This is a genomic window from Streptomyces sp. CB02980 (genome assembly GCF_014451325.2).
In the GTDB taxonomy this organism is placed as follows: domain Bacteria; phylum Actinomycetota; class Actinomycetes; order Streptomycetales; family Streptomycetaceae; genus Streptomyces.
The window spans coordinates 1-22,141 of the sequence record NZ_JACSCH020000008.1; the positions used below are offsets into that span (position 1 = coordinate 1).

Annotated in this window: 19 protein-coding genes and 1 riboswitch; of the genes, 14 read left to right on the plus strand and 5 right to left on the minus strand. The window is 70.4% G+C overall.

The genetic code is table 11. From position 1 onward, the window contains the following. Positions 1–171: 171 nt before the first annotated feature. From E0F75_RS18080 to E0F75_RS18125, 10 genes are all read left to right on the plus strand, one after another. Entirely contained in the window at positions 172–780 is a 609-nt protein-coding gene (locus tag E0F75_RS18080; protein WP_187623554.1) for a CDP-alcohol phosphatidyltransferase family protein, read from the plus strand. Between the two features lie 116 nt (positions 781–896). Continuing rightward, positions 897–3,392 carry a mannose-1-phosphate guanyltransferase gene (locus E0F75_RS18085; RefSeq protein ID WP_187623555.1) on the plus strand — a complete coding sequence of 832 codons (2,496 nt, stop codon included), beginning with the start codon at positions 897–899 and terminating at the stop codon, positions 3,390–3,392. A 100-nt stretch (positions 3,393–3,492) separates the two neighbouring features. Beyond that, a complete protein-coding gene (locus E0F75_RS18090; protein ID WP_187623556.1) occupies positions 3,493–4,422 on the plus strand; it encodes a DUF881 domain-containing protein in 930 nt (309 codons plus the stop codon). Further along, complete coding sequence (locus tag E0F75_RS18095; RefSeq protein WP_015032176.1) at positions 4,419–4,751, plus strand: small basic family protein; 333 nt, start codon at positions 4,419–4,421, stop codon at positions 4,749–4,751. Before E0F75_RS18090 ends, E0F75_RS18095 begins: the two co-directional genes overlap by 4 nt. A 5-nt stretch (positions 4,752–4,756) precedes the next feature. Beyond that, the gene (locus E0F75_RS18100; protein ID WP_194481172.1) at positions 4,757–5,782 is read left to right on the plus strand and encodes a DUF881 domain-containing protein; all 1,026 of its coding nucleotides are present in this window, start codon (positions 4,757–4,759) and stop codon (positions 5,780–5,782) included. A 60-nt stretch (positions 5,783–5,842) separates the two neighbouring features. Next, complete coding sequence (locus E0F75_RS18105) at positions 5,843–6,805, plus strand: FHA domain-containing protein (RefSeq protein ID WP_187623838.1); 963 nt, start codon at positions 5,843–5,845, stop codon at positions 6,803–6,805. A 29-nt stretch (positions 6,806–6,834) separates the two neighbouring features. Further along, the gene (locus E0F75_RS18110) at positions 6,835–7,575 is read left to right on the plus strand and encodes a MerR family transcriptional regulator (RefSeq protein ID WP_187623558.1); all 741 of its coding nucleotides are present in this window, start codon (positions 6,835–6,837) and stop codon (positions 7,573–7,575) included. 148 nt (positions 7,576–7,723) lie between these two features. Further along, positions 7,724–8,197 carry a bifunctional nuclease family protein gene (locus E0F75_RS18115; RefSeq protein ID WP_015032172.1) on the plus strand — a complete coding sequence of 158 codons (474 nt, stop codon included), beginning with the start codon at positions 7,724–7,726 and terminating at the stop codon, positions 8,195–8,197. A 192-nt stretch (positions 8,198–8,389) separates the two neighbouring features. Then, the gene (locus E0F75_RS18120; RefSeq protein ID WP_187623559.1) at positions 8,390–9,061 is read left to right on the plus strand and encodes a MerR family transcriptional regulator; all 672 of its coding nucleotides are present in this window, start codon (positions 8,390–8,392) and stop codon (positions 9,059–9,061) included. A 265-nt stretch (positions 9,062–9,326) separates the two neighbouring features. Next, a complete protein-coding gene (locus E0F75_RS18125; protein WP_187623560.1) occupies positions 9,327–10,766 on the plus strand; it encodes a DNA polymerase IV in 1,440 nt (479 codons plus the stop codon). Positions 10,767–11,919: 1,153 nt separating this feature from the next. On the opposite strand, the gene E0F75_RS18130 is transcribed toward E0F75_RS18125, so the two are convergent. Beyond that, positions 11,920–12,285, minus strand: a complete 366-nt coding sequence (locus E0F75_RS18130) for a PRC-barrel domain-containing protein (protein ID WP_073901970.1) — start codon at positions 12,283–12,285, stop codon at positions 11,920–11,922. A gap of 113 nt (positions 12,286–12,398) precedes the next feature. After that, positions 12,399–12,498, plus strand: a riboswitch (glycine riboswitch). A 177-nt stretch (positions 12,499–12,675) separates the two neighbouring features. Here E0F75_RS18130 and gcvP point away from each other — a divergent pair. Then, positions 12,676–15,561 carry an aminomethyl-transferring glycine dehydrogenase gene (gene gcvP, locus E0F75_RS18135; RefSeq protein ID WP_187623561.1) on the plus strand — a complete coding sequence of 962 codons (2,886 nt, stop codon included), beginning with the start codon at positions 12,676–12,678 and terminating at the stop codon, positions 15,559–15,561. Between the two features lie 90 nt (positions 15,562–15,651). Here gcvP and E0F75_RS18140 read toward each other — a convergent pair whose 3' ends face one another. Together E0F75_RS18140 and E0F75_RS18145 are read right to left on the minus strand one after the other, a co-directional pair. After that, complete coding sequence (locus E0F75_RS18140) at positions 15,652–15,858, minus strand: DUF5999 family protein (protein WP_030316472.1); 207 nt, start codon at positions 15,856–15,858, stop codon at positions 15,652–15,654. Between the two features lie 330 nt (positions 15,859–16,188). Then, a complete protein-coding gene (locus tag E0F75_RS18145; protein WP_187623562.1) occupies positions 16,189–16,779 on the minus strand; it encodes a hypothetical protein in 591 nt (196 codons plus the stop codon). 480 nt (positions 16,780–17,259) lie between these two features. Here E0F75_RS18145 and E0F75_RS18150 point away from each other — a divergent pair, with 480 nt between their 5' ends. Then, positions 17,260–18,759, plus strand: coding sequence for a glutamate--cysteine ligase (locus E0F75_RS18150; RefSeq protein WP_187623563.1), 1,500 nt, complete (start codon positions 17,260–17,262; stop codon positions 18,757–18,759). Positions 18,760–18,881: 122 nt separating this feature from the next. Then, positions 18,882–19,664 (plus strand): CPBP family intramembrane glutamic endopeptidase, encoded by a 783-nt coding sequence (locus E0F75_RS18155; protein ID WP_187623564.1) that lies wholly within the window; start codon positions 18,882–18,884, stop codon positions 19,662–19,664. A gap of 77 nt (positions 19,665–19,741) precedes the next feature. Here E0F75_RS18155 and E0F75_RS18160 read toward each other — a convergent pair whose 3' ends face one another. Then, positions 19,742–20,551: a PhzF family phenazine biosynthesis protein gene (locus E0F75_RS18160; protein ID WP_187623565.1), complete on the minus strand. Its 810-nt coding sequence runs from the start codon at positions 20,549–20,551 to the stop codon at positions 19,742–19,744. Between the two features lie 295 nt (positions 20,552–20,846). Here E0F75_RS18160 and E0F75_RS18165 point away from each other — a divergent pair, with 295 nt between their 5' ends. After that, positions 20,847–21,476 carry a PadR family transcriptional regulator gene (locus E0F75_RS18165; protein WP_187623566.1) on the plus strand — a complete coding sequence of 210 codons (630 nt, stop codon included), beginning with the start codon at positions 20,847–20,849 and terminating at the stop codon, positions 21,474–21,476. Positions 21,477–21,675: 199 nt separating this feature from the next. Here E0F75_RS18165 and E0F75_RS18170 read toward each other — a convergent pair whose 3' ends face one another. After that, entirely contained in the window at positions 21,676–22,104 is a 429-nt protein-coding gene (locus E0F75_RS18170; protein ID WP_187623567.1) for an SRPBCC family protein, read from the minus strand. Positions 22,105–22,141: the final 37 nt, after the last annotated feature.

Below are 22,141 nucleotides of genomic sequence, written 5' to 3' on the forward strand. Positions count from 1 at the left end.
GGAGAGTAGGACGCCGCCGAACAATTTTTAGCCTCAACCCCCGGACCTTGTCCGGGGGTTGAGGCATTTTTGCGTTCCGGGCCGGGCCGGCGCCCCCTGTGCATCGGGGTGTTGTGGCTGAGGGTAAGGTCAGGGGGCATCGTCCGTACGTTCCCAGCAGGAGGCCCCCGGGTGGAGGTCCAGGAGACTCGCGTTCAGACCGACCGGGTCCTCACCATCCCCAACATTCTCAGCATGGCGCGCCTTGCCGGCGTGCCGCTGTTTCTGTGGTTGATTCTCCGTCCGGAGTTCGGTGGCCCCAACAGTGACGGCTGGGCGCTTCTCGTCCTGATGCTCAGTGGCGTCAGCGACTATCTCGACGGCAAACTGGCACGGCGCTGGAACCAGATCAGCAACCTCGGCCGGCTGCTCGATCCCGCCGCCGACCGGCTGTACATCCTGTCCACTCTCGTGGGCCTCACCTGGCGCGAGATCCTGCCCTGGTGGCTGACAGCCGCCCTCCTGGCGCGCGAAGGCATGCTCCTGGTGATGGTGGCAATCCTTCGCCGGCACGGATACCCGCCGCCGCAGGTGAACTTCCTCGGCAAAGCTGCGACTTTCAACTTGATGTACGCGTTCCCGTTGCTGCTTCTCAGTGACGGAACGGGCTGGCTTTCGTCACTCGCTGAAGTTTTCGGGTGGGCCTTCGCCGGATGGGGTACAACTCTGTATTGGTGGGCAGGGATCCTCTACGTGGTCCAGGTCCGTCGACTCGTGAAGGCGGATACCGCGGCCGATTGAGCCCGTCCGTCCTGTGCCGAGCAGCGTCGCCGGCAACATCGAGGACGTCCGAGGGCCACTGAGCGGACAGGTGAAGTCGGCAGGACCGTCGTCTCTTCAAGGAGGACGCTTCCGACATGAAGGCCGTCGTGATGGCCGGTGGCGAAGGAACCCGACTTCGCCCCATGACCTCGAGCATGCCCAAGCCTCTACTGCCGGTGGTGAACCGGCCGATCATGGAGCACGTCCTACGACTGCTCAAGAGGCACGGTCTCAACGAGACCGTCGTCACCGTGCAGTTTCTCGCCTCCCTCGTCAGGAACTACTTCGGCGACGGCGAGGAGCTCGGGATGGAGCTCACGTATGCCAATGAGGAGAAGCCACTCGGTACAGCGGGAAGTGTGAAGAACGCCGAGGAAGCGTTGAAGGACGACGCCTTTCTCGTGATCTCGGGAGATGCGCTCACCGATTTCGATCTCACCGATCTCATCGCCTTCCACAAGGAGAAGGGCGCCCTCGTCACGGTCTGTCTCACGCGAGTGCCGAATCCGCTGGAATTCGGAATCACGATCGTCGACGAAGAGGGCAAGGTCGAGCGCTTCCTGGAGAAACCCACCTGGGGCCAGGTCTTCTCCGACACCGTCAACACGGGCATCTACGTGATGGAGCCCGAAGTCTTCGACTACGTCCAGGCAGACGCCTCGGTGGACTGGTCGGGTGATGTCTTTCCGCAGTTGATGAAGGAAGGCAAGCCGATCTACGGCTATATCGCCGAGGGCTACTGGGAGGACGTGGGCACCCACGAGAGTTATGTGAAGGCCCAGGCGGACGTCCTCGAGGGCAAGGTCCAGGTCGACATCGACGGCTTCGAGATCTCGCCGGGCGTGTGGGTCGCCGAAGGCGCCGAGGTGCACCCCGACGCCGTGCTGCGGGGACCGCTCTTCATCGGTGACTACGCGAAGGTCGAGGCCGGTGCCGAGATCCGTGAGCACACCGTCGTCGGCTCGAACGTCGTCGTGAAGAGCGGTGCCTTCCTGCACAAGGCCGTCGTCCACGACAACGTCTACGTCGGGCAGCAGAGCAATCTGCGCGGCTGTGTGATCGGGAAGAACACCGACATCATGCGGGCCGCCCGGATCGAGGACGGGGCCGTCATCGGGGACGAGTGCCTGATCGGTGAGGAATCGATCGTGCAGGGCAACGTCCGGGTCTACCCGTTCAAGACGATCGAGGCCGGCGCCTTCGTCAACACCTCGGTCATCTGGGAGTCCCGTGGGCAGGCCCATCTCTTCGGGGCCCGAGGGGTGTCCGGCATCCTCAACGTGGAGATCACCCCTGAACTGGCCGTCCGGCTGGCGGGGGCGTACGCCACGACCCTGAAGAAGGGCGCGACCGTCACCACGGCTCGTGACCACTCCCGCGGTGCGCGGGCGCTGAAACGGGCGGTGATCTCGGCGCTGCAGGCCAGCGCCATCGACGTAAGGGACCTGGAGAACGTGCCGCTGCCGGTGGCACGGCAGCAGACCGCACGGGGAAGCGCCGGCGGCATCATGGTGCGGACCTCGCCCGGAGTGCCCGACTCCGTGGACATCATGTTCTTCGACGAGCGTGGCGCCGACCTGTCGCAGGGCGGGCAGCGCAAGCTCGACCGGGTGTTCGCGCGACAGGAGTACCGTCGTGCGTTCCCCGGAGAGATCGGTGACCTCTCCTTCCCGGCGAGCGTCTTCGACTCGTACACCGGCTCCCTGCTGCGGAACGTCGACACCTCCGGGATCGCGGAGGCCGGGTTGAAGGTCGTCGTGGACGCGTCCAACGGCAGCGCCGGGCTCGTACTGCCCAGCCTCCTCGGGCGGCTCCAGGTCGATGCGCTGACGATCAACCCGGGGCTCGACGAGTCCAGACCCACCGAGTCGGTCGAGAGCCGGCGGGCCGGGCTCGTACGCCTCGGGGAGATCGTGGCCTCGGCGCGGGCCGCGTTCGGGGTGCGGTTCGACCCGGTCGGCGAGCGCCTTTCGCTCGTGGACGAGCGGGGGCGGATCATCGAGGACGACCGGGCGCTCCTGGTGATGCTGGACCTGGTGGCCGCCGAGCGGCGCTCGGGCCGGGTCGCGCTGCCGGTGACGACCACACGGATCGCCGAGCAGGTGGCCGCGTACCACGGCACGCAGGTGGAGTGGACGACGACCTCGCCGGACGACCTCACGAGGGTCGGGCGCGAGGAGTCGACGATCTTCGGCGGTGACGGGCGCGGCGGGTTCATCGTGCCCGAGTTCAGCAGCGTCTTCGACGGGGCGGCCGCCTTCGTGCGGCTCATCGGTCTCGTCGCGCGGACGCAGCTCACGCTGAGCCAGATCGACGCGCGGATTCCGCGGGCGCACGTCCTCAGGAGGGACATCGCGACGCCGTGGGCCGTGAAGGGGCTCGTGATGCGCCGGGTGGTGGAGGCGGCGGGCAGCCGCTCCGTGGACACCACCGACGGCGTGCGGGTGGTCGAGGCCGACGGGCGGTGGGTGATGGTGCTGCCCGACCCCGCCGAGGCCGTCACCCATCTGTGGGCCGAGGGTCCCGACGACGCCTCCGCCCAGGCCCTGCTCGACGAATGGGCCGAAGTGGTCGACAGCGCAGGTAGCTGAGCGGATCGGACCGGCCGGCGGGGAGCACCTCCGAGGTGCCTCCCCGCCGGCTGGAGGGGCCATTCGGCGGTAGGCCGTGCGACGTGCGACGATGTGCGGCATGTCGCAGCAGCCCCCCGTTCGGAGCACCGGATCACCGCCGGCGCGCCCGGACGCGTCGATGTCGCTGCTGAACAACGTGATAGACCACGCGCTCGACGACGGTTACGCGGAGGCGACCGCCCGGCGTGCCGCCGAGGGCGGTGGGCTGCCCCGTAGCCTGCGGGCCAAGCTGGGTGTCGCCGCGGGACTGGTGCTCGCCGCCGCCCTGGTCACCGTGGGCGCGGCCGAGGCACGGATCTCCGCGCCCGTCGTCGCCAAGGAGCGGCAGGAGCTGATCGACCGGATCGAGGCGGAGACGTCCTCGGCCGAACAGCTGGAGCAGGACGTCGAGCGGATCCGGTCCGAGGTCGGCGAACGCCAGCGGCAGGCGCTCCAGCAGCACGGCGGTGACCAGGCCGAGCTCGTGGGGCTGCTCTCGGGTGCGACACCCGTGCACGGCCCGGGCGTGAAGCTCGTCGTCAACGACGCCAAGAACACGGAAACCGGGGGAGGCGGGCCGCGGGAGAGCAGCGGCTTCGCCGACACGGGCCGGGTACGCGACCGGGACATGCAGCGCGTCATCAACGGGCTCTGGGAGTCCGGCGCCGAGGCCGTCGCCATCAACGGTCAGCGGCTTACCTCGCTGTCCGCGATCCGGGCAGCGGGCGACGCCATACTGGTCGACAACAAGCCGCTGGTGCCGCCGTACACCATCCTCGCGATCGGGGACGGGCAGCGGCTGAGCACCGCGTTCCAGGACAGCGCCGACGGGCAGTATCTGCACGCGCTGGTGGAGAACTTCGGGATCAGGAGCGGGATCACGGCCGAGGGCGACGTAAGCCTGCCCGCCGCGCCGAGCCTGACCGTACGTACCGCAGAGCCGAGGGGGGCCGGGGCGGCGACGCCGTCCGGTCGGGCCACGGCCGACACAGGGAAGGGCACATCGTGATCGCCGTACTGGGCCTGATCGTCGGAGTCGTGGTCGGACTGTTGGTCCGCCCCGAGGTTCCGGCGGTGGTCGAGCCCTATCTTCCGATCGCCGTGGTCGCCGCCCTCGACGCGGTCTTCGGCGGCCTGAGGGCCATGCTCGACGGGATCTTCGTCGACAAGGTCTTCGTGGTCTCGTTCCTCTCCAATGTGGTCGTGGCCGCCCTGATCGTCTTCCTCGGCGACAAGCTGGGCGTGGGCGCACAGCTGTCGACCGGTGTGGTCGTCGTGCTGGGCATCCGGATCTTCTCCAACGCGGCTGCCATCCGGCGCCATGTCTTCCGGGCGTGAGGCCGATGAGCGAGAACCCGCAGAACCCTGAGAACACCGGGAATCCCCGGAACCCCCAGAACCCCCAGAACTCCGCAGACTCTGAGCACTCTGAGCACTCTGAGAACTCCGCGGACGAGCGGGGTCCCGGGAGCCTCCGGAAGCCGGAGAGTGCCGGCAGGGCGGAGAGCGTCGGGAAGCCGGAGAGCGTGGGCGAGCCCGCGCGCGGCGGTGCGGCGGGAGAGCACGAGGCGCCCTCGGATTCCGTCCACGACACGACCGCGGACCACGACGTCCGCGTGCCCGTGCCGCCGGTCGCCCCTGCGGCCGAGCCGAGCGGGCGGCGGCGGCTTGCCTCCGCGCTGTGGCCGCCCCGGGTGACCCGGGCTCAACTCGTCGTCGCGCTGCTGCTGTTCGTCCTCGGTCTCGGCCTGGCCATCCAGGTCTCCTCGACCAGCGACAACAGCGCCCTGCGTGGGGCGCGCCAGGAGGACCTGGTCCGGATCCTCGACGAGCTCGACGACCGTACGCAGCGCCTGGAGGACGAGAAGTCCCGCCTGGAGAAGCAGCGCACCGAGCTGGAGTCCAGCTCGGACCAGGCCGAGGAGGCGCGCAAGCAGACCCAGGAGAAGGAGCAGCAGCTCGGGATCCTGGCCGGCACCGTCGCGGCCGAGGGGCCCGGCATCACGCTGACCATCGGCGACCCGACCGGAGCCGTCGAGTCGGACATGCTGCTCGACGCCATCCAGGAGCTGCGCGCCGCCGGTGCCGAGGCGATCCAGGTCAACGGTGTCCGGGTGGTCGCGGACAGTTATTTCACCGGTAGCGGTGATGACATGCGGATCGATGGAACGAAGGTGGCCGCTCCGTACGTCTTCAAGGTCATCGGCAAGCCGGAGGATCTCGAGCCCGCGCTCAACATCCCCGGCGGTGTCGTGCAGACCCTGGAGAAGGAGCAGGCCACAGCCTCGGTGGAGCGGTCGACGAAGATCATCGTCGATGCCTTGCGACCCGCGAAGCGGCCTGACTACGCTCAGTCGTCCTCGCAGTGAGAGGGAGACACAGGGGGTCCCGCGACAAGGGCAAGACGTTGCGGGGGGTCGGCGCACCACATCGGTGGTGCGTGGTGGAAACTGTCCGGAGGATACGGACGTTGTGAAGGTGTCCGGGTCGGCAGGTGTGATGGATCTCGGTTCGTCCTGCCCCACGGGCGGGTCTGTTTCGGTCAAGGGGAATCGCCCGTGAGTTTTTTTGCGAAGTTGTTCGGCAAGAGCGGACGCGAGGACGGCGGTAACGCCAAGCACCGCGCGTCGCGCCATGCCCAGAGCGAGGAGCAGGGCGGCGAACGCCCGCTCTTCCGCGATGAGGTCGGCGGCCAGGGCGGTGACGCTCCGGGCGCGTACGGCGCGTCGTCTGTTGACCCCGCCGGGGCTGCCCGCATAGGTTTCGGAGAACCATCAACCTCAAGTACGGGTGGAGGGTTTACCCCCGATCCGTACGCGACACAGACCTCGGCGGGGCAGCCGCGGCAGGAGGGTGCGTCCATGCCGGTGTGTACGAGGTGCGGTCACCGCAACGCGGCCGACAGCCGTTTCTGCTCCCACTGCGGCACGCCGCTGCGGGGCGGAGTCGCTCCCGAGCGGGCTTCCGAGACGACGTCCACGATCTCCATCTCGGGCCTCGAGGCCTACGACGCGGAGGTCACCGGCCAGACCCAGCTGCCCTCGCTCTCTCCCGAGGCGCTGGCGGCCGTCGAGGCCCTGCCGTCCGGTTCCGCGCTCCTCGTGGTGCGTCGTGGGCCGAACTCCGGCAGCCGCTTCCTGCTCGACGGTGAGCTGACGACGGCCGGACGCCACCCGCAGAGCGACATCTTCCTGGACGACTTCACGGTCTCCCGGCGCCATGTCGAGTTCCGGCGGGCCCAGGACGGCAGCTTCACCGTCGCCGACGTCGGCAGCCTCAACGGCACGTACGTCAACCGCGAGCCGATCGACTCGGTCGTTCTGTCCAACGGCGACGAGGTGCAGATCGGTAAGTACCGCCTGGTCTTCTACTCGAGCCAGCGGGGCATGTAGCGCCTCGGAGAAGCCTTCAGGGAAGGTCCATGCTGCGAACACCGACGGGCGGTGCCGGCTCCGGCACCGCCACCGCGGGCGACCGGCTGGTCAGCATCGGAACGGTGCTGAACCAGCTGCGCGACGAATTTCCCGAAGTGACCATCTCCAAGATCCGATTCCTGGAGGCCGAGGGGCTCGTGGAGCCCCGGCGTACGGCCTCCGGGTACCGGAAGTTCAGCCCGCAGGACGTCGAGCGGCTCGCTCAGATCCTGCGGATGCAGCGGGACCACTACCTTCCGCTGAAGGTCATCCGTGAGCACCTCGACGCCCTCGCCAGGGGAGAGCAGATCAAGCTCCCGGCCCCCGGGCGTCGGCGGGACCTGCTCGAAGGAGCCTGGGAGCAGGACTCCGAGCCCCCCACCGCCGCGCGGATCGGGCGGGCCGAACTGCTGGCCGCGGCCGAGGTCACCGAGACGGAGCTCCTCGAGTGGGAGTCGTACGGTCTGGTCTCCGAGACGGACGGCGGCGGCTACGACCCCGAGACCGTGACCGTCGCGCGGCTCGTCGCCGATCTGGGGCGCTTCGGACTCGAACCCCGGCACCTGAGGGCCGTCAAGGCCGCCGCGGACCGCGAGGCCGGACTGATCGAGCAGGTCGTCGCGCCGCTGCGCCGGCACCGTAACCCGCAGACCAGAGCCCATGCGGAGGCCACCGCCCAGGAGCTCGCCGCGCAGTCGGTGCGGCTGCACGCCGCACTCGTACAGACCGCGCTCGGGATTCGGCTGTAATGAGGCCGTGAGGGGCCTTCGGGGGCGGGTTCGCGCCCGTGTTCCTGTCGTATTCCTGCCGGGTTCGTGCCGAGTTCGAGGTGTGTCGGGGGTGGGCTTGGGAGGGCCCGACTATCCAAACCGGTCGGGCACGTCCTAGGGTTGCTGTGTGAACGAGCTCGACGTTGTGGGTGTCCGGGTGGAAATGCCCTCCAACCAGCCGATCGTGCTCCTGCGTGAAGTGGGAGGCGATCGGTACCTCCCCATCTGGATCGGACCGGGTGAGGCGACCGCGATCGCCTTCGCCCAGCAGGGGATGGCCCCTCCGCGGCCGCTGACGCACGACCTGTTCAAGGACGTGCTGGAGGCCGTGGGACAGGAACTCACCGAAGTCCGCATCACGGATCTGCGTGACGGGGTCTTCTACGCCGAGCTGGTCTTCGCCAGCGGCGTCGAGGTGAGCGCGCGGCCTTCGGACGCGATAGCACTGGCCCTCCGGACCGGAACGCCGATCTACGGCAGTGACGGTGTGCTGGACGACGCCGGCATCGCGATTCCGGACGAGCAGGAGGACGAGGTGGAGAAGTTCCGCGAGTTCCTCGACCAGATCTCACCGGAGGATTTCGGGACCAACAGCCAGTGAGTCGAAGCGGCGCGGCCGCAGGCCGTTCGCGGGGTGCTGTCAGAGCATTCGAGTAGCCTTTCCCCGGCGAGAGAGACGGGAAACCACTCTCAGGGTGATTATCACTCGGCGTGCCGAGTGTGGCGATCGTTGACGCACCCCGAGTGACTGCCTACCTTCGTGTGGGCAGGTCAAGGACGGAGGGTCGGCGTGATGAGCAGCGCGGACGGTACGGCAGGGAGCTCGCTCGGACGCGTGTCCGGAGAGAGCGGTCCGTATCCGCTTCACGGCAGTGTGGGCGACTTCGGGACGGGAACGGGTACGGACGCCGGTGCGGCGGGCGGCGCGGCCGCGGGGCCCGGGGGTGCTTCCGGTGCCGGTGTGGCGGGCGAGACGGTCGGCTATCGCGGCCCCACGGCCTGTGCCGCGGCCGGGATCACCTATCGTCAGCTGGACTACTGGGCGCGTACGGGGCTCGTGGAGCCGAGCGTGCGGCCCGCGTACGGGTCGGGGACCCAGCGGCTCTACAGCTTCCGCGACGTCGTCGTGTTGAAGATCGTCAAGCGTTTCCTCGACACCGGGGTCGCCCTCCAGAACATCCGGGCCGCCGTGCAGCACCTGCGCGCGCGGGGCTTCCGCGATCTGGAGCGGATGACGCTCATGAGCGACGGGGCCACGGTGTACGAGTGCTCCTCGCCGGACGAGGTCGTCGACCTGCTCCAGGGCGGGCAGGGTGTCTTCGGCATCGCCGTCGGGGTGGTCTGGCGGGACGTCGAGGCGGCGCTCTCGCAGCTGCACGGGGAGCGGGTCGACACGGGCGAGACGCTCGTGGGGCACAACCCGGGGGACGAGCTGGCGCGGAGGCGGCGGGACAGGGCGGTCTGAGGGGCGGCTCCCTTGGGCTCTCGTGGGCCTTGGGCCGTGGGGCTTGGGCTAGGGCTCGGCTTGGGCTTGGGCTTGGGCTTGGGCTGTGGGGCCGTGGACCGTGGGGCTCGGGCTCGGCTTGGGGACGTGGGCCCTGGGCTTGGGATGTGGCTTCGGCGCGTGGCTTGGGGCAGGGGTTTTGGCGTTTGCCTTGTGGGTCGGCCAGGGCTTGCGTCGTGCGGTGTGGTGGGGCTTGTTGTCAGTGGTGTGAGGCAGCATCGGACGTGTGAGAGCCGCGCCCACCATCCTGCATCTCGACATGGATGCCTTTTTCGCCGCCGCCGAGCAGGCGTCGAAGCCCAGCCTGCGCGGAAAGCCCGTGGTCGTCGGTGGCCTGGGACCCCGTGGCGTGGTCGCCACCGCCTCGTACGAGGCGCGCCGCTTCGGAGTCCACTCGGCCATGCCCATGGGCCAGGCGCGGCGGCTCGCGCCGAACGCGGCCTATCTCGTACCCCGCTTCTCGTTCTACCGGTCGATCAGCGAGCAGGTCATGGAGCTGCTCGGACGGCTCTCCCCGCTCGTGGAGCCGCTCAGCCTCGACGAGGCCTTCGTGGACCTCGAGGCCGGGGGTGTGGCCGACGACAGCGCGAGCGCGCGTGTGGCCGGTGAGCGGTTGCGGGTCGACATCCTGGCGACGACGGGGCTCACGGGGTCCGTGGGGCTCGCCGGATCCAAGATGATCGCGAAGATCGCCTCCGAGGAGGCGAAGCCCGACGGCCTTGTGCTGATCGAACCCGGGACCGAGCGGGAGCTTCTCGCGCCCCGCTCGGTACGGATCCTGCCCGGTGTCGGGCCGGCGACGGGGGAGCACCTCCGGCGTGCCGGGATGACCACCGTGTCCGACCTCGCTGAAGCGGGCGAGGACGAGCTCGTACGGCTCCTGGGGCGGGCGCACGGGGCCTCGCTGTACCTGATGGCCCAGGGGTACGACGATCGGCCCGTGGTGGCCGAGCGGGACGCGAAGTCGGTCTCGGTCGAGGACACGTTCGACGTCGACCTGCACGACCGGGTCCGGATCAGGTTGGAGGTCGAACGGCTCGCGGAGCGGTGCGTGGGGAGGCTGCGGGCTTCCGGGCACTCCGGGCGGACCATCGTCCTGAAGGTGCGGCGCTTCGACTTCTCGACGCTCACGCGGTCCGAGACGCTCCGGGGGCCCACGGACGATCCGAGTGTGGTGCGGGAGGCTGCGGGGCGGCTGCTCGAGGCGGTGGACACGACCGGGGGTGTGCGGTTGCTGGGTGTCGGGGTGAGTGGGCTCGCGGACTATACGCAGGAGGATCTGTTCGCTCAGGCGGAGGCGGAGGCGGAGGGTGCGGCGGCCTCGGCGGCCGCGGCTGCGGCCGCGTCGGCGTCCGCGTCGGCGTCCGTTTCGGGTTCGGGTTCGGCTTCGGTGGTGGGAGCGGGGGGTGATGCGGCCGCGACCGGCGCGTCGGTTGTGGCCTCTGTTGAGCCTGAGGTCCCTGAGCCCGTGGAGCGGCACTGGGCGCCCGGGCATGACGTGCGGCATGCCGTGTACGGCGCGGGGTGGGTGCAGGGGAGCGGGGTCGGGCGCGTGACGGTGCGGTTCGAGGAGCCGGGGTCGGAGCCGGGTCGGGTGCGGACCTTTGCGGTGGATGATCCGGAGCTTGAGCCGGGGGAGGCGTTGCCGTTGGTGGGGCGGGGGTGAGTGGGGGTCCCCGTGGTGGCGGTGGCTGGGCTGCGGGCTGCGGGCTGCGGGCTGCGGGCTGCGGGTGGGCGCGGGGCCTGTGGCTGCGGCCGGGCGTGGGTTCCCACCCGCACCACCCGTGCGAGTCGGTGGGCAGAGGTGCGGGAGTTCCCGTGGGGGGTTCGGGGGCGTTGGCGGCTGCCGGGTGGGGTGGGGGTGTGCCCGGCCTGGCGGCCGGGCTTGTGTTCCCACCCGCACCACCCGTGCTGCTGAGCCGGCAGAGGTGCCGGTTTTCCTGTGGGGTGGTAGCGCCGTTGGCGGCTGCGGCTGAGCGGGGGGTGGCTGCGGCGGGGTCGGGGCCGGTGGCCCCCGGCCTGGCTGTGGGGCGGAGCCCTGTCCGCCTCGGGCGGGCTGCCTCCCGTTGGCCGGTGGCCTTCTGCTCGGCTGCGCCGGTGGCCCTGTCTGGCTGCGGGGCGGTGGCCTTCCGCTTCGTCGGGTGGTCGCCTGACCGGCTGCGCGCCGGTGGTTCCGTCCGGGGTGGGCTCGTGACCCCGTCCGTGCTTGGGCGGGCGGGGCCCGGCCGGTGGCTTTCTGCTCGGCTGCGCGCCAGTGGCCCTGTATCGCTGCGGGGCGGTGGCCTTCCGCATCGTCGGGTGGTCGCCTGACCGGCTGCGCGCCGGTGGTTCCGTCCGGGGTGGGCTCGTAGTTCCGTCCGGCCTTGGGCTGGTGGCCCCCGGCTGGTGGCCCCCTGCCCGGCTGCGCGCCGGTGGCCTCGCCTGGTCGGTCGGACGGTCTCCCGCCTGCGGCGGGTGCGCCGTCCGCCTGTGGGGCGGGCGGCCACCGGCCGGTGGCCCGCCCTGCCGCTAAGCGTCGGTGGCCCTGTCTGGTCGGTCGGGTGGTCTCCCGCCTGCGGCTGGTGCCTCATCCGGCTGCGGGCGGGCGGCCACCCGGTCGGTGGCCACGCCCTGCTGCGCGCCGGTGGCCCTGTCCGGCTGCGGGGCGGTGGCCTTCCGCATCGTCGGATGGCCGCCTGTCCGGCTGTGGGCGGGTGGCCTTCTGTTGATCTGTGGGCTCTGCCTGGCTTCCGTCTGGGACCGGTGCTCTGGCCTTCCGCCCGGCCGTGGCTCACCGCCCGGCGTGCCCTCGTGGTGGCCGCGGGTCGGCGGGTGTGGTGCTACTGGCCTGCCAGGTGGCCGAAGTCTGTGTCCGGGGTGTCTGTGGGGGGCGGGGGGAGAGCCAGGCTGTAGTGGCGGTAGAGCTGGAGCTCTTGTTCCGGGGAGAGGTGGCGGCCCACGCCGAAGTCGGGGGCGTCCTTGATCAGGGCGCGCTCGTACGGGATGTGGAGGCCGTTGTCGATGAGTTCGCTCGGCTCCAGGGGGACGAAGGCGTCCCGGCTGAACAGGCCCGTGCGGACCGCCGCCCATTCCGGGATGCCGGTCGCGTCGTCCAGGTACACCTCGTCCACGGTTCCGATCTTGTGTCCGTTCCGGTCGTACGCCTTGCGGCCGATCAGGCTGCGCGGATCGATATCGGTCTGCACGGTCCCTCCAACTGGTCGCAACTGCTCTACACCCCTACGAAAGTGCACAACTGGGATGTCGGCCACTTGAGCGAAGGAAGTCGCAACCTCGCTGGTAGGCTGGCTGTGGCTGTCGACCCTGTGCGGGAGAGTCCCCCGGAGAAACCTTCCGGTGGGCGCCGAAGGAGCAAATCCTCCCCGGAATCTCTCAGGCCCCTGTACCGCGCGGACGAGGTCACTCTGGAAAGCAGAGCGGTGTCCGACGGCATGCGCTCTCACCGACGGTGAAAGCCGGCGTGCCGTGAGGCCTGCCGGTGAAACTCTCAGGTTGAGATGACAGAGGGGGAGGCCGTCCGGGTACCCGCGCCGTGGTGCCCCTCGCAGGTCGTGACGACCAGGAGGCCTCCGTACATGACCGCCAACCGCATTCCGCTCTCCGAACTCGAACAGGGCATCCCGTTCGAGCAGCGGCACATCGGGCCCGACGCCGAGGCGCGCGCCAAGATGCTCGCCCAGGTCGGTTACGGCTCCCTCGACGAGCTCACGGCCGCCGCGGTGCCGGACGTGATCAAGAACACCGAGGCGCTGGGCCTGCCGGCCGCGCGCACGGAGGCCGAGGTGCTCGCCGAGCTGCGCACGCTCGCCGACCGCAACCAGGTCCTCGCGCCCATGATCGGTCTCGGCTACTACGGGACCTTCACGCCGCCGGTGATCCTCCGGAACGTGATGGAGAACCCCGCCTGGTACACGGCGTACACCCCGTACCAGCCGGAGATCTCGCAGGGTCGCCTCGAGGCCCTGCTGAACTTCCAGACCGTCGTCGCCGACCTGACCGGGCTGCCCACCTCCGGTGCCTCGCTGCTCGACGAGGGCACCGCCGCCGCCGAGGCCATGGCGCTCTCCCGGCGCGTCGGCAAGGTCAAGAACGGTGTCTTCCTCATCGACGCCGACGCCCTGCCGCAGACGATCGCCGTCATCGAGACCCGCGCCGAGCCGACCGGTGTCGAGGTCGTCGTCGCCGACCTGAGCGAGGGGATTCCCGCCGAGGTCGCCGAGCGCGGTGTCTTCGGTGTGCTCATCCAGTACCCCGGCGCCTCCGGTGCCGTCCGCGACATCAAGCCGCTGATCGACGCCGCTCACGAGCTCGGTGCGATCGTCACCGTCGCCGCCGATCTGCTCGCGCTCACCCTGCTCACCTCGCCCGGTGAGCTCGGGGCCGACATCGCCGTCGGTACGACGCAGCGCTTCGGCGTTCCCATGGGCTTCGGCGGTCCCCACGCCGGTTACATGGCCGTCCAGGACAAGCACGCCCGCTCCCTGCCCGGCCGTCTCGTGGGTGTCTCGGTCGACGCCGACGGGAACCGCGCGTACCGCCTGGCCCTGCAGACCCGCGAGCAGCACATCCGCCGCGAGAAGGCCACCAGCAACATCTGTACCGCTCAGGTGCTGCTCGCCGTCATGGCCGGCATGTACGCCGTCTACCACGGTCCCGAGGGCCTCCAGGGCATCGCGCGCCGTACCCACCGGTACGCCGCGATCCTGGCCGCCGGCCTCACCGCCGGGGGCGTGGAGCTCACCCAGGGTGCCTTCTTCGACACCCTCACCGCCCGTGTGCCCGGCAAGGCCGACGATGTCGTGGCCGCCGCCCGCGAGGCCGGTGTGAACCTCTACCGCGTCGACGCGGACCACGTGTCCATGTCGTGCGACGAGACCACCGGGCGCGCCCAGCTCGCCGCCGTGTGGGGTGCCTTCGGTGTGACCGCCGACATCGAGGCCCTGGACGCCACCACCGAGGACACGCTGCCCGCCGGGCTGCTGCGCTCCGACGCGTACATGACCCACCCGGTCTTCCACGCGCACCGCTCCGAGACCTCGATGCTGCGCTACCTGCGCAAGCTCGCCGACCGCGACTACGCGCTCGACCGCGGCATGATCCCGCTCGGCTCCTGCACGATGAAGCTGAACGCGACGACCGAGATGGAGGCGGTGACCTGGCCCGAGTTCGGTCAGATGCACCCCTTCGCCCCGGTCGAGCAGGCGCAGGGCTACCTCACGCTCATCACCGAGCTGGAGGAGCGTCTCGCCGAGGTCACGGGCTACGACAAGGTCTCGATCCAGCCGAACGCCGGTTCGCAGGGCGAGCTGGCCGGCCTCCTCGCCGTCCGCGCCTACCACCGTGCCAACGGTGACGAGCAGCGCACCGTCTGCCTCATCCCGTCCTCCGCGCACGGCACCAACGCCGCCTCCGCGGTGATGGCCGGCATGAAGGTCGTCGTCGTCAAGACCGCCGACGACGGCGAGGTCGACGTCGCGGACCTGCGCGCCAAGATCGAGCAGTACCGTGACGAGCTGTCCGTGCTGATGATCACCTACCCGTCGACGCACGGCGTCTTCGAGGAGCACGTCGCCGACATCTGTGCCGAGGTCCACGAGGCCGGTGGCCAGGTCTACGTCGACGGTGCCAACCTCAACGCGCTCGTCGGTCTCGCCAAGCCGGGGCACTTCGGCGGCGATGTCTCGCACCTGAACCTGCACAAGACCTTCTGCATCCCGCACGGCGGTGGCGGCCCGGGTGTCGGCCCGGTCGGTGTGCGCGCGCACCTCGCCCCGTACCTGCCGAACCACCCGCTCCAGCCCGCCGCGGGCCCGGAGACCGGCGTCGGCCCGATCTCGGCCGCCCCGTGGGGCTCCGCGGGCATCCTGCCGATCTCGTGGTCGTACGTGCGCCTGATGGGCGGCGAGGGCCTCAAGCGCGCCACCCAGGTCGCCGTCCTCGCGGCGAACTACATCGCCAAGCGCCTCGAGCCGCACTTCCCGGTGCTTTACACCGGCCCGGCTGGTCTGGTCGCCCACGAGTGCATCGTGGACCTGCGCCCGCTGTCCAAGGCGACGGGTGTCACGGTCGACGACATCGCGAAGCGCCTGATCGACTACGGCTTCCACGCGCCGACGATGTCGTTCCCGGTGGTCGGCACGCTGATGATCGAGCCGACCGAGTCCGAGGACCTGACCGAGCTCGACCGTTTCTGCGACACGATGATCGCGATCCGGGCCGAGATCGAGAAGGTCTCCTCGGGCCAGTGGCCCGCCGACGACAACCCGCTGCGCAACGCCCCGCACACCGCGGCCGCGCTCGGCGGCGAGTGGAACCACGCGTACACGCGGGACGAGGCCGTCTTCCCGGCCGGTGTCTCGGCCGCCGACAAGTACTGGCCGCCGGTGCGCCGCATCGACGGTGCCTTCGGCGACCGGAACCTGGTCTGCTCCTGCCCGCCGCTGGACGAGTACGACAACTGAGCATGACGTCGGCCGCGTACGACGGTCGAGCGTGATTCGAGGGCCGGTTCGGAGGATGTCTCCGGGCCGGCCCTCGGCGTGTGCGCGCCGTCAGGCGGCGGTCGTCACCTGGCCCGCCGACAACGGCCGGTGCGGGGCGATGATCTGCCCGTCCGGCAGCAGTTCCCCGGTGTCCTCGAAGAGCAGGACGCCGTTGCACAGCAGGCTCCAGCCCTGCTCCGGGTGGTGTGCCGTCAGTCGGGCCGCCTCACGGTCGGCGGAGTCGGCGGTGGGACAGGCAGGCTGGTGCTGGCACATGGGTGGGTTCTTTCGCTGCGTCGTAGTGGATGTCCTGCGGCTCTTCGCGCTCATCGCCGCCCCCGTCGGTCGGTTCGGTTCCTATCCCAGTCTTGCCCCATGGACGGTCTTCCGCAGGGATTTCGCGGCAGCTCGTCCTTTCCTGGGAAGACGCATCACCCGCAGGGGCGGTTCAGGTCAACTGCACCGTCTCTTTGGGTGGTTCGGAGTGGTCCCAGTGGGCTAGTCCGTCCGGGAGGGGTGTTCGGGCGAGGCGTTCGGGCCGGGTTCTCGGACAGCAGTGCGCCCCGTGACCCTGGCGGGTCACGGGGCGGACGCTCGTGCGGTGGATCAGGCGGGCGCCGCCGAGCCCAGGAGGGGCGGCGGCGCGAGACGCGTACTGAGCACGGGCAGGAGGTCGGCGACCTGGTACGGGCGGTGGGCCGCGATCCCCGGCGGGGCGGGCGCCAGCGGCACCATCAGATCCGCCGCGGCCGGAGTGGTGGTGGCACCGTCCGCCTCCGGCTCGGCGTGCAGCCAGAGGGTCAGCATGTAGAGCTCCGGTACGGAGAGCAGCCGCGGCTGGTACGGGCCTGGCAGTGCCTCGGCCTGGAGCAGCGCCCGCTCCGTCGCGGTGACGTACGGCCCTTCGAAGAAGTGCGAGAAGGACCAGCCGTCCGGGGTCAGCATGGTGTCCGCCGCGGCGATGGCCCGGCCCCCGTTCCTGATCAGGAAGCGCCAGCCGGCGAGGCGGGTGCGGGGGGCCTGCCCGGGTGCCCCGGCGACGCCGAGGACATGTACGGGCAGGGGGAGTTCGGGGCTCAGTGGTCCCTGCGCGGCCCGCAGGGCGGGGGTTCGCGCCTCGCGGACGGCGGTCGGGGAGCCGAGGGCCGCGAGGACACTGCGGAGGGCCGGCGCAGGGGCCGGGGAGGGTCGGAGCATGGTGGGTCGCCTCTCACTCAGGAGACACGGTGATGCGTGGGCAGGTACGACGGCGCTGTCGGCGGCGGGGCCAGAGGAGGGCCATGAGGCCATGACCGGGCGCCAACACTCTGCCTCGTCCGCGGAGTTTATACGACACGTGTTCACGGAGTGTTTCCGCTAGACGCCGCCGATATTCCTGACAAGGCGTCATCAGGCCGTAAAACAAGGGTCGTAGAAGCGGAATCCGGGGGTGGCGGTGCTCCCACCTGCGTATTCCTCGCAGAGCCGGACGGCTGAATTCACGCCCCCGGTTCCGGGACAATAGGACATTGGTATATGTCGATTGTTCCATGCCCTGGGGATGTGACGGCGGGGCACAGCATCCAGCCTATCCTCCGACAGCCCTGCTTCGCAGGCGTTGTCGATCAGCCGGGTGGGCATCATCGTCCGTGACGCGCGGCCGTCCTGGCGGCCGTCCATTCGCGGAGGGACGCTTCGATGGGGGAGAAGGTCGTGGCCGACGGGTTCGGCCCGTCCGACCGGCAGCAGTACCGGAGAAAGCTCCAGCAGTGTCTCGCGGGGCTCGCGAGGCTTCTGGCGGAGAAGAGGTTCGACCGTCCCCGCAATCTCATGGGCGTGGAGATCGAACTCAATCTGGCCGGTGCCGACGGACTGCCCCGCATGCTGAACGGGCCGGTTCTCGAAAAGATCGCCAGCTCCGATTTCCAGACGGAACTCGGAATGTTCAATCTCGAAGTGAACATCGCGCCCCACCAGCTCGACGGGCGCGTTTTCGACCGGCTCGCGGAGGAGATCGGCACCGGAATCGGATACGCCGACCGCAAGGCCGCGGAACTCGACGCGGGCGTCGTCATGATCGGCATACTGCCGACCCTCACCCAGGACGACCTGGTCCCCGAGAACCTCTCCTCCGCGGACCGCTACACGCTCCTCAACGACCAGATCCTCGCCGCCAGGGGCGAGGACTTCACGCTCGACATCCATGGGGTGGAACGGCTCCTCTGCACCTCGGAGTCGATCGTTCCGGAGGCGGCCTGCACCTCGGTGCAGCTCCACCTCCAGGTCACGCCGGCCCGCTTCGCCGCCGTGTGGAACGCGGCGCAGGCGGTGTCGGGCGTCCAGATCGCGCTCGGCGCCAACGCCCCCTTCGTCTTCGGCCGTGAACTGTGGCGCGAGTCCCGGCCGCCGCTCTTCACGCAGGCCACCGACACCCGGCCGCCCGAACTCCAGGCCCAGGGCGTCCGCCCGCGCACCTGGTTCGGGGAGCGGTGGGTGGACTCCGTGTACGACCTCTTCGAGGAGAACCTGCGCTACTTCCCCGCGCTGCTGCCGATCTGCGACGAGGAGGACCCGCTCCTCGTCCTCGACCAGGGCGGGGTGCCGCGCCTCCAGGAGCTCGTCCTGCACAACGGCACGGTCTACCGCTGGAACCGGCCCGTGTACGGCTGGGTCGACGGCGTCCCGCACCTGCGCGTCGAGAACCGGGTCCTGCCGGCCGGGCCGACCGTCACCGACGTCATCGCCAACGCGGCCTTCTACTACGGACTCGTCCGTTCCCTCGCCGACGACCCCCGGCCCGTCTGGAAGCGGATGGCCTTCGAGGACGCGGAGGCCAATTTCGACACGGCCTGCCGGCACGGCATCGAGGCGGAGCTGCGCTGGCCCCGTTCCGGCCGGGCCGGCGGCATCGCGACCGTCCCCGCGGTACGGCTCGTCCTCGACGAGCTGCTGCCGCTCGCCGCGGCCGGGCTCGACGCCTGGCACATCGAACCCGCCGACCGGGACTTCTATCTCGGCGTGATCGAACAGCGCTGTCTGCGGAAGGTGAACGGCGCCTCCTGGCAGGCCGACACCTTCCACAAGGCGCTGGAGGCGGGGCTGGACCGCGAGGCGGCGCTCGCGGCGACCACCCGCCGCTACCGGAGCCTCATGCATGCGGGGGAGCCGGTGCACACCTGGCCGGTCGGGATCGACTGAGCGCGGCTCCCGGGGTCGCGGACGGGGGCGGTGGCCGATCATGGCACAGTGATCGGGATGCCGCCGGAACGGCGTCCGTCCGCGACCGGGAAGTGGAGACAGGTGTGGTGTCGGACCAACGAGTGAGTGACGCTTCCCTGCCTCCCGACGGGCTGTCGCGCCGGGTCCTGCGCAACGAGACGCTCATCGTCCTCGCGCTCTCGCTCGGGGCGAGCGCCGTATCGTCCCTCATCAGCTTCATCGGCTCGCTCACCAGGTCCGGGGCGCTGAAGGAGCAGGCGGCCACGCTCAACGGCTCGTACGCGCCGGGGCGGCCCTGGCTCGACCTGTCCTGGCAGCTCTTCGGCATCGCCTCGGCCCTCGTGCCGGTCCTGCTGGTCGCCCATCTGCTGCTGCGCGAGGGTTCGGGGCTGAAGGCCATCGGCTTCGACCGGACCCGTCCCTGGACCGACCTCGGGCGCGGGGCGCTGGTCGCGGCGGGCATCGGCAGCGCGGGGCTCGCCTTCTACCTGGCGGCTCGGGCGACCGGCTTCAACCTCACCGTGGTGCCCGAGTCGCTGCCCGAGGTGTGGTGGAAGTACCCGGTGCTGATCCTCTCGGCGATCCAGAACTCCGTTCTGGAGGAGGTCATCGTCGTCGGGTATCTGCTGCGCAGACTCGGGCAGTTGGGGTGGACACCGATGGCCGCGCTGGTGGCGAGCTCGGTGCTGCGCGGTTCGTACCACCTCTACCAGGGGATCGGCGGGTTCCTCGGCAATGTGGTGATGGGCGTGGTCTTCGTCCTGCTGTACCGGCGCTGGGGGCGGGTCGGGCCGCTGGTCGTGGCGCACGCGCTGCTCGACATCGTGGCCTTCGTCGGATACGGGCTGCTCGCGGGCAAGGTGGGGTGGCTGCCGACCGCGTGAGGCCTTGGCCTCGGTGAGCGTGAGCAAGGGGGGTACGGGTTCTCCGTACCCCCCTTCTTCATTCCGCGGCTGCGGGATCAGGCGTGCAGGTCGCCCTCGATGACCGTGACCGCGTGACCGTTCAGGAGGGTGCGGTCGCCGCGCAGCCGCGTACGGACGATGCCGGTGCGGGCGCCGCCCTGCAGGCCGACCAGGTCGTCGCGGCCGAACCGGGCCGACCAGTAGGGGGCGAGTGCGGTGTGGGCGCTGCCGGTCACCGGGTCCTCGTCGATGCCGACGGCGGGGAAGAAGCCGCGGGAGACGAAGTCGTAGCCGCCGTCCGGGTTCCGGGCGGCGGCGGTGGCGATGACGCCGCGGGTCGAGAGGGCCTTCAGGGCGGCGTGGTCCGGCGCGAGCGCGCGCACGGTGGGCTCGTCGCGCAGCTCGACGAGGAGGTCGCCGATGTGGTCGGCCGTGTCGTGGACGGCGACGACCTCGGCGCCGAGCGCCTCCTCCAGGCCGTCGGGGACGGGGGCCGGGGTGAGGGAGGAGGTCGGGAAGTCCATCGTGATCGTGCCGTCGGCCTCGGCGGTGGCGCCGAGGACGCCGCAGCGGGCCGCGAAGCGGACGGGACCGCTCGCCGTACCGGTGGAGTGCAGGACGTGGGCCGTGGCCAGCGTGGCGTGGCCGCACATGTCGACCTCGGTGGTGGGGGTGAACCAGCGCAGGGCCCAGTCGGCCTCGCCGCCGGCGGGCAGCGGGTGGGCGAAGGCCGTCTCGGAGAGGTTGACCTCCGCGGCGACCCGCTGGAGCCAGGCGTCGTCCGGGAAGGAGTCCAGGAGCAGGACTCCGGCCGGGTTGCCGGAGAAGGGCTGGTCGGTGAAGGCGTCGACGATGCGGATCCTCATGGCGCCGACCGTACCGGGGGCGGAATCGGGCGGGCCAAGGCCAATCGCGGAGAACTGGACCGGGTGGGCCCACACCGGCACTCCTTCGGCGGGGGCCGGTGACCTGGGCGGATGAGCTGCGTGGATCCCACGTCCGGCAGGCGGGGACATGGCCACGCCCTGCATCATCCTGCGCGCAGGTCGGCGGCAGGGCTGCAGCGGTGCAGTCGGCATCCTTGCTCGCCGAACAGTTCCGATATATCGTTGAGGCATCGCGACAGTTCAGAGAATGAAACCCGATGGAAGGAGCGTTGCGATGCGTTCACATGGACACGAGTACGGAAACGGACACGGAGCCGGCCGTGGAGGCTGCGGCCCCGGGCCTCGCGGTGACTTCGAGGGGCGGCGCGCGGCGTTCGGGCCCTTCGGGCCGGGCTTCGGTGGTGGCGGCCCCTTCGGGGGTGGGCCCTTCGGCGGCGGACGCGGTCACGGGGGCGGCCGGGGACGGGCGCGGCGCGGCGACGTGCGTGCCTCGATCCTGGCGCTCCTCAAGGACCGCCCGATGCACGGCTACGAGATGATCAGGGAGATCGGCGAGCGCAGCGACGGGGCCTGGCGGCCCAGTCCCGGCTCGGTCTACCCCACCCTCCAGATGCTGGAGGACGAGGGCCTGATCACCAGCGCGAGCGAGGGTGGCAAGAAGCTGTTCACGCTCACCGACACCGGACGCGCCGAGGCCGAAGAGGGCCCCGACGCACCCTGGGAGGACGCCGGGCGCGGCGTCGACTGGGAGGCCATGAACGAGATCCGGCAGGCCGGTTTCGGTCTGATGGAGGCGTTCGGGCAGGTCTGGAAGGCCGGCAGCGCCGAGCAGCGGAAGAAGGCGGTCGGCGTGATCAACGAGGCCCGCAAGAAGCTGTACCTGATCCTGGCCGACGAGCACTGAGCCCGCGCCCGTGAAGGGCCGGGAGGATCGAAGGGCCCCGTGGCGGTCGCCACGGGGCCCTTTCGTCCGCCTGGATCACGCCGTCGGTCGTCTGCCGGCTCAGGCCATCAGTCGTCTGCCCGGCTCAGGCCGCCGGTCGTCTGCCCGGCTCAGGCCACCAGTCATCCGCCCGGCTCAGGCCACCAGTCGTCTGCCCGGCTCAGGCCACCAGGCCCGAGAGCTTGCGCAGCGACTCGGTCAGGGCCGCCGTCGCCGAGTCCTTGAGCTTGCCCGCCATCAGGGAGACCGCCGCGCCGGTGAACTCGCCGTCGATCCGTACGGTCGTGGCGTCCCCGTCCGCCGCCAGCGAGTAGCGGGTGGTGACGAGCACGCCCATCGGGCCCTTGCCCTTGATGGCGAAGGCGCGCTCGGCCTCCAGCTCCTCGACCGTCCAGAGCACCTCGGCGGGGAAGCCCATCAGCTTCATGTTCTCCGTGAAGGTGGCACCCGCCTCGAGGGTTGCCGGGCCGCCGTTCGGGAAGTTGGTGTGGGTGGCGTTCCACTCGCCGTACGAGGGGAAGTCCACGAGCTGCGCCCAGACCTTTCCGGCCGGTGCCTCGATCCGTGCCTCCGCGCTGACTTCGGCCATGAGACCACCCCTTCACGCGTACTTACTGGGTTCCGGT